At 60.2% G+C, this 6,124-nt stretch carries 6 protein-coding genes; 1 reads left to right on the top strand and 5 read right to left on the bottom strand.

The features are described from left to right. Positions 1-200 precede the first annotated feature (200 nt). The 3 genes from JNM42_RS18665 to JNM42_RS18655 all read right to left on the bottom strand — a co-directional run bounded on the left by JNM42_RS18665 (position 201) and on the right by JNM42_RS18655 (position 3,977). The gene (locus JNM42_RS18665) at positions 201-2,111 is read right to left on the bottom strand and encodes a DUF4914 family protein (protein ID WP_294273868.1); all 1,911 of its coding nucleotides are present in this window, start codon (positions 2,109-2,111) and stop codon (positions 201-203) included. A 96-nt stretch (positions 2,112-2,207) separates the two neighbouring features. Beyond that, positions 2,208-2,888, bottom strand: coding sequence for a Bax inhibitor-1/YccA family protein (locus JNM42_RS18660; protein WP_294273866.1), 681 nt, complete (start codon positions 2,886-2,888; stop codon positions 2,208-2,210). A 108-nt stretch (positions 2,889-2,996) separates the two neighbouring features. Further along, positions 2,997-3,977 (bottom strand): TerC family protein, encoded by a 981-nt coding sequence (locus tag JNM42_RS18655; protein WP_294273865.1) that lies wholly within the window; start codon positions 3,975-3,977, stop codon positions 2,997-2,999. Positions 3,978-4,208: 231 nt separating this feature from the next. Between JNM42_RS18655 and nhaR the strand changes: the two genes are divergently transcribed. Next, on the top strand, positions 4,209-5,120 hold the full coding sequence (gene nhaR, locus JNM42_RS18650; RefSeq protein WP_294273863.1) for a transcriptional activator NhaR: 912 nt from the start codon (positions 4,209-4,211) through the stop codon (positions 5,118-5,120). Here nhaR and JNM42_RS18645 read toward each other — a convergent pair. Next, a complete protein-coding gene (locus JNM42_RS18645) occupies positions 5,068-5,544 on the bottom strand; it encodes a carbonic anhydrase (RefSeq protein ID WP_294273861.1) in 477 nt (158 codons plus the stop codon). The genes nhaR and JNM42_RS18645 overlap by 53 nt on opposite strands. 58 nt (positions 5,545-5,602) lie before the next feature. Next, positions 5,603-6,040, bottom strand: coding sequence for a cytochrome c maturation protein CcmE (gene ccmE, locus JNM42_RS18640; RefSeq protein WP_294273859.1), 438 nt, complete (start codon positions 6,038-6,040; stop codon positions 5,603-5,605). Positions 6,041-6,124 lie beyond the last annotated feature (84 nt).

The raw sequence follows: 6,124 nt of genomic DNA, 5'->3' as shown, positions 1-6,124 counted from the left end.
GATGGGCAGTTAAAGAACGAATCGGCGCGCCACCACTCTGCCAAGCACCACCCCTGGTGCCTCTAACATCAGTGAAGGTTTCCGATGCCTCATTTTTTCATGTTCCGGGGTGGCAAATCAATCGCCATGATGGTTAGTACAAATGACGCAATTCGTCCAGAAGGAGGTCAATTTGCTGATCAAGGATCAGGATTCCTGTTTTAGTTGTCCTCTTCCAGTACGGTGATCGGGAGCAGCGCCACGTAGTCGTCCACCGAGCCGCCGGCCATGCAACACTCGATGATCCTGCGGCCCAAGGGATTTAGGTCATCCGCTTCGAGGAACTGGGCCAACTCCTTGTGGAAGAATTCGGTCAGTTGCCGGGCACCCTGGTCATAGGCAGCGATTCCTACTTCCGGCTGCTTATCGACTTGCAGCAGAATCCCCGGAATGGTCTGCCCTTCGACGACCACGCTCTTCATCGCGAAGCCGAGCAGCGGGCAGCGCGAGGGAGTGACCTGCTCTGGCGAGAAGTGCGCGCCGCCACGCCGAGCGAGATACTCACGGGCGATCCACTGCGGCATAAAGCCCGTTTCCCACGCGCCGATGTGCTGATTGGGGCACAGGATGTACTTCATGCGCGGGGTGGCGACGATCTGATCGAGAAGCAGGTTGGCCTGGTCGACCATGCGCCCGGTAGCGAAAGGCCAGTACGACCCGACGCCTTCCGAACTCATGCCTTCGGTGGTCACGATACTGGGATTGGCGTGGCCACGCGGCGCCACCAGCCGCCACAGCCAGGCCAGCGCCGGCGGCAGGACATGGAAAAGACCGATGATGCCGTAGGTTGGATGCTCGACCGAGTTCGGCGGGCAGCGCACGCCAAAGCTGCGGATGTCCACACTGACCGCGCCATTGTAGACGCCGGGAACAGCCTTGCGCGGGACAACCACACGCGGGTTCGGGCACGGCTTGCCGGGCTCGTCCTCGATATGCTCCCAGATCAGCGCCGTGCTACCCGGATGGGCGTCGATGTTGAGAAACAACAAGGGCTCGCTGGGATGGATGGTCATCTTCTCAAGGTTGGGGTCGGTCCCGTAGTGGGTGATGTGATTGACGCGAACGAACCAGCCCTGTTCGGCATCCATCAGCGCCAGGCGCCCGTCGTTCTTGCCGAGCGAGGGGTGGCACAAGGCCATGTCGTCGGTCACGGCACGCAGTTCGCAGTTGTGCGGCAACACCAGGGTGCGGCGTTCGCCCGACTGCACATTGGTACCGAGGAGCAGCAGGCCGTCCTTCTGGCGATGGACCTGTTCGAGCATTTCGCTCTTGCCGCCACCACTGGCGCCTTCGTGCATGATGACCAGCTTGTTGGCATACGGCGTGATGACCACAACCGCCGCGCAGTGTGCGGTCAGCCAATGCTCACGTTCACCCAGGGCGAGCAGGACGCCGTAAATGCCTTTCTTGGCACTGGGACCGGGATAGAGGTTGTAACTGAACAATTCGTGCCGACCGGGACGACGGTTGTGCACCACCATCTGCTTGCCTTTGAAATGAGTATGGCGGAACGGTGGCGCAACGAAGATCACCGCCTTCGGGTCAAAGTCCGCCGGCAAGGCCTTTTCATCGAGAATCCCCTGGAGCAGGGCCAGTCCGAGCGCGAAAAAGCCGGCGTTGGCCGGTGCTACCACCAGGGCATCGGCACCGATGCCGGGGGCTCCGGCGATAAAGGGGAACAGCGCCAGTTCCTGGGTCTTGAGCCAGGCGAAGGTTTCATCGCGCAGCGAATCGAAGGACTCGCCGTACTCGTCCTCGAAGCGCGGTTTGTCGGTAGGCAGGTCGTCGGCGATGACCATGCAATCGGGATCGCGGCGGCGCATGTAGGACTCGACGTAATTCGCCGCGATGCCGTTCTTGACCCGGCACACACTGGCCTCAAGCACCCGTCCACGGCCAGGCACGTTGTAGGCCACCTCATGCACGCCATTTACGGCATCACGCGTCGCCAGTTCGTACAACTGCTGCCAGTTGCTGGCCACGGTATATTTCGGGCATGCTTCGAGAATGTGCTGCACCGATAGCGGGATCTGGAACCCCACGTTGACTTCACTCAGGCTGACTTCACTCATGATGTTTTAACTCCTAAAAAAAGCCCAGGAAACTCAAGGGCCTGATGGGGCCTTGTGCGGTATTCGCCGCACGACGATCGACGCGGAAAGTCGCGCCTACTCATTGCTGTTCATGAAACCGAACAGGTGCAGCAAGCTGGTAAACAGGTTGAATATGGAAACGAACAGGGTCACGGTAGCCATCACGTAGTTGGTTTCGCCACCGTGGATGATGTTGCTGGTTTCATAGAGGATGAGGCCGGACATCAGCAGCACGAAGGCAGCCGAAACGGTCAGGGACAGCGCCGGGATCGCCAGGAAGATCGCGGCCAGCCCGGCCAGGAAGGCAAGCAGGATGCCGACCATCAGGAAGCCACCCATGAAGCTGAAATCCTTCTTCGTGGTCAGGGCGTAGCCGGACAGGCCGAGGAAGATCGCCGCCGTACCTGCCATCGCCATCATCACCGTCTGGCCGCCGTTGGGCAGGCCGAGGTAGTGGCTGACGATGGGGCCAAGGGTGTAACCCATGAAACCTGTCAGGGCGAACACCGACAGGATCCCCCAGGCGCTGTTCTTCAGCCTGGAGGTGGCGAAGAGCAGGCCGAAGTAGCCAACCAGGGTAATGATCAAGCCGGGATGCGGCAGTTTCAGCGCCACCGATATAGCGGCGGTGAGGGCAGCGAACAGCAGCGTCATCGACAGCAACATATAGGTGTTGCGGATCACCCTGTTGGCGGCGAGCACGGATTCCGCGCCACGTTGCGGCAGGGCAACGGATTGGGTTCTGGAAGGGGTCATGTCATTCTCCTGGGGTTGATGAAAAGGGGTAACAAAAGACGGCGCCGGCGGGACGGCCATCTTTGTCGCGCTGTCTGCCCGCTGAGGCGGGATGGTCGATGGGATGCTTCATGCTTCTTCTCCTGTGGCGACAGCTTTGGGCATCGACCAGGTCAGGCTGGCCACCACCGAAATCAGGATGATGCTGGCAACAATCGACAGCGACCACTGGATCGGCACGTGGAACCATGGCGCGGCCAGCATCTTGCCGCCGATGAAGACCAGCACAAGAGACAGGCCATACTTGAGCAGGTGGAAGCGCTCGGCCATGTCGGCGAGCAGGAAATACAGCGCGCGCAGACCCATGATGGCGAAGATGTTCGAGGTGAATACGATGAAGGGATCTGTGGTAACGGCGAAGATTGCGGGGATGCTATCCACGGCGAATACCACGTCGCTAACCTCGATCAGGACCAGCACGAGAAACATCGGCGTCGCCCACAGGATACCGTTCTGGCGGACGAAAAAGGATTCACCGTGGAAGCCCGGCGTGATGCGCAGATGCACGCGTAGCCAGCGTAGCAGCGGGTTCTTCTCCAGGTCGGGCTCGGCCTCGGCGAAGATCAGCATTTTGATGCCGGTGATCACCAGAAAAGCGCCAAAGACATACAACACCCAGGCGAATTCCGAAACTAACCAGACTCCGGCGAGGATCATGCCGGCGCGCATGACGATGGCGCCGAGCACGCCATAGAGCAGTACGCGACGCTGCAATTCGGGCGGCACGGCGAAGAAGCCGAAGATCATGACGAAAACGAACATGTTGTCCACCGACAGGGACTGTTCGATCAGGTAGCCGGCGATGAATTCGAGCGTCTTGCGCTGCGCCACCTCGGCGCCCTGCGTATCATTCAGATACCACCACAGCAGTCCGGCGAACGCGAACGCCAGGCAGACCCAGGCAGTCACCCAGGCCAGAGCCTCCTTTATTGCGACCCGATGCGCCTTGCGGCCGCCGAAGACGAACAGGTCGAGTGCCAGCATGGTCAGCACGAAAAGAATGAAACCGGCCCACATCGGGCCGGTGGCAAAGGACTCAACGTTCGCCATCAGGCGAGCCCCCCGTGTAGCCGCGGATCAGCGCCGCCGACCTTGCCGTAATTGCCGGTCGTCTTGGCGAGCTGTCCGCCGAGCATGGCTTGGATCTGGAAGTTCATGACATTCCGGTGGTTGGATAGGGACTGACGAGAAGAATTATGCGTGTGCAAACAGTTCGGCACAAACAGATATATAGACTCGTTATAATCGAGAAAACCGAACAATGAGATGAAAGGATAAGACATGATCAACTACAAGCATTTGAACTACTTCGTCAGCATCGTCCGCTGGGGCGGCGTCAGCCGCGCGGCGGAGCAACTGCATCTGACGCCACAGACGCTCTCCGGGCAAATTGCCCAGTTCGAAGAACGGCTGGGCGTAACGCTGTTTCAGCGCGTCGGGCGCCGTCTGGAACTGACAGAAACGGGCAAACTGGCGCTTTCCTATGCCGAGGAAATTTTCCAGACCGGGGCCGAACTGGAGGACTTGCTGAAGAACGGTGCCGAGGAGCGTTTCATCACCTTCCGCGTCGGCATCGCCGACGTCGTGCCTAAATTCATTGCTCATCGCCTGCTTGCGCCGGTGCTGGAACTTCCCGAAGCGGTGCGCCTTATCTGTCAGGAGGACCGCCTGGACCGCCTGCTGGCCGAGTTGGCAATCCACCGTCTTGACATGGTACTGGCCGACCGCCCCATGCCGCCGGGTACCCAGATCAAGGGCTACAGCCATCCCCTTGGCGAATCGGGGGTGGCTTTCATGGCAGCGCCCGCGCTCGCTGAGCGACTGACGGGCGGCTTTCCGGATTGTCTGGATGGCGCGCCGCTGTTGCTGCCTGGAGGCGATAGCGCACTGCACGGCGCGCTCCCACGCTGGCTGGAGCGGCAGGGGCAGCGTGTGCGTATCGTCGGCGAGTTCGAGGACAGCGCCTTGATGAAGGTTTTCGGTGAAGCCGGTGCGGGAGTATTCCCTGCGCCGGCAGCTAGCGTTCCTGACGTGACGGCGCACTACAAGGTCGTAAAGCTCGGCGAAACGGAGGAGATTCGTGAGCGTTTTTTCCTCATTTCGGCCGAACGGCGCTTAACTCATCCCGCTGCGCGAGCGGTCAGCGAGAATGCGCGGACGGGAGTGTTCGCGCCGATACCCCGTACAGTTTAAAGGGCGAGTTCGCGCAGGATAAGCGGGCGCGCTGTGCGATACCCACCCACTTGCCGATGAATTCGCCAACCGGGCCGGTGCCGTTCATCAGCGCATGGATGCCGCCGCATTGGGCATGGCCGAGGACGATGACGTGCTCGACGGCGAGCGACAGCACGGCGAATTCCAGCGCCGCCGGCACGCTGGCGAAGCCCCCGCCCGGCGCATACGGCGGCACCAGGTTGGCCACGTTGCGCACCACGAACACGTCTCCCGGTTCCTCGTCCATCAACAAGGCCCGATCGACGCGGGAATCGGCGCAGGCGACGATCGCGGCTTTGGGGCGTTGTCCCTGCCGCAGTTGTTCGAACAGTTCGCGGTCCGCGCTGAAGTACTTTTCCTGGAAGCGCCGGAAACCGGCGATGAAACGGGCGATGTCCTTCATGTGCTTTTCCTGCGATTTAATGGTTGGCTGAATTGAATCGATACTCCCTGGCGTGGCGCTATTTCGTCCTGGTCGATGCCTTGCTGGCTTCGTCAAGCGCATGCTGGGCTTCCGGCGGCATGTAGTTTTCGTCATGTTTGGCCAATACCTCGGTTGCCGCGAAGGTGCCATCAGGTTTGATCCGACCCTGGGCCACCGCCCCTTTTCCCTCCTTGAACAGGTCGGGCAGGATCCCGGTATATGAAACCGGGACTTCCTTGGCCGTATCCGTAATCGTGAAATGGACGTTCAGGTTGTCACGGCGAATCGATCCTTCCTTGACCATTCCGCCGATCCGGAATGCCTTGTTCTGTGGGGCATTTCCTGCGGCCGCCTCCGTCGGAGTGACAAAAAAGGCGATGTTGCTGTTTAGTGCATTCATGACGAGGGCGGTCGCCACCCCCAAAGTGATCAGACCACCGACGATCAAGGAAATACGTTTCTGTCGAGGTTTCACTCGGCTGTCCTCATTCTTACATTCACGCAGTTCCTTGCCGACGCAAGACCTCAATCCATTTCTCCAGCGGCGTAAGGGTGATCA

It is taken from the genome of Propionivibrio sp., from assembly GCF_016790145.1.
Lineage (GTDB): Bacteria > Pseudomonadota > Gammaproteobacteria > Burkholderiales > Rhodocyclaceae > Propionivibrio.
This window is presented reverse-complemented; position numbering and strand designations above follow the sequence as displayed.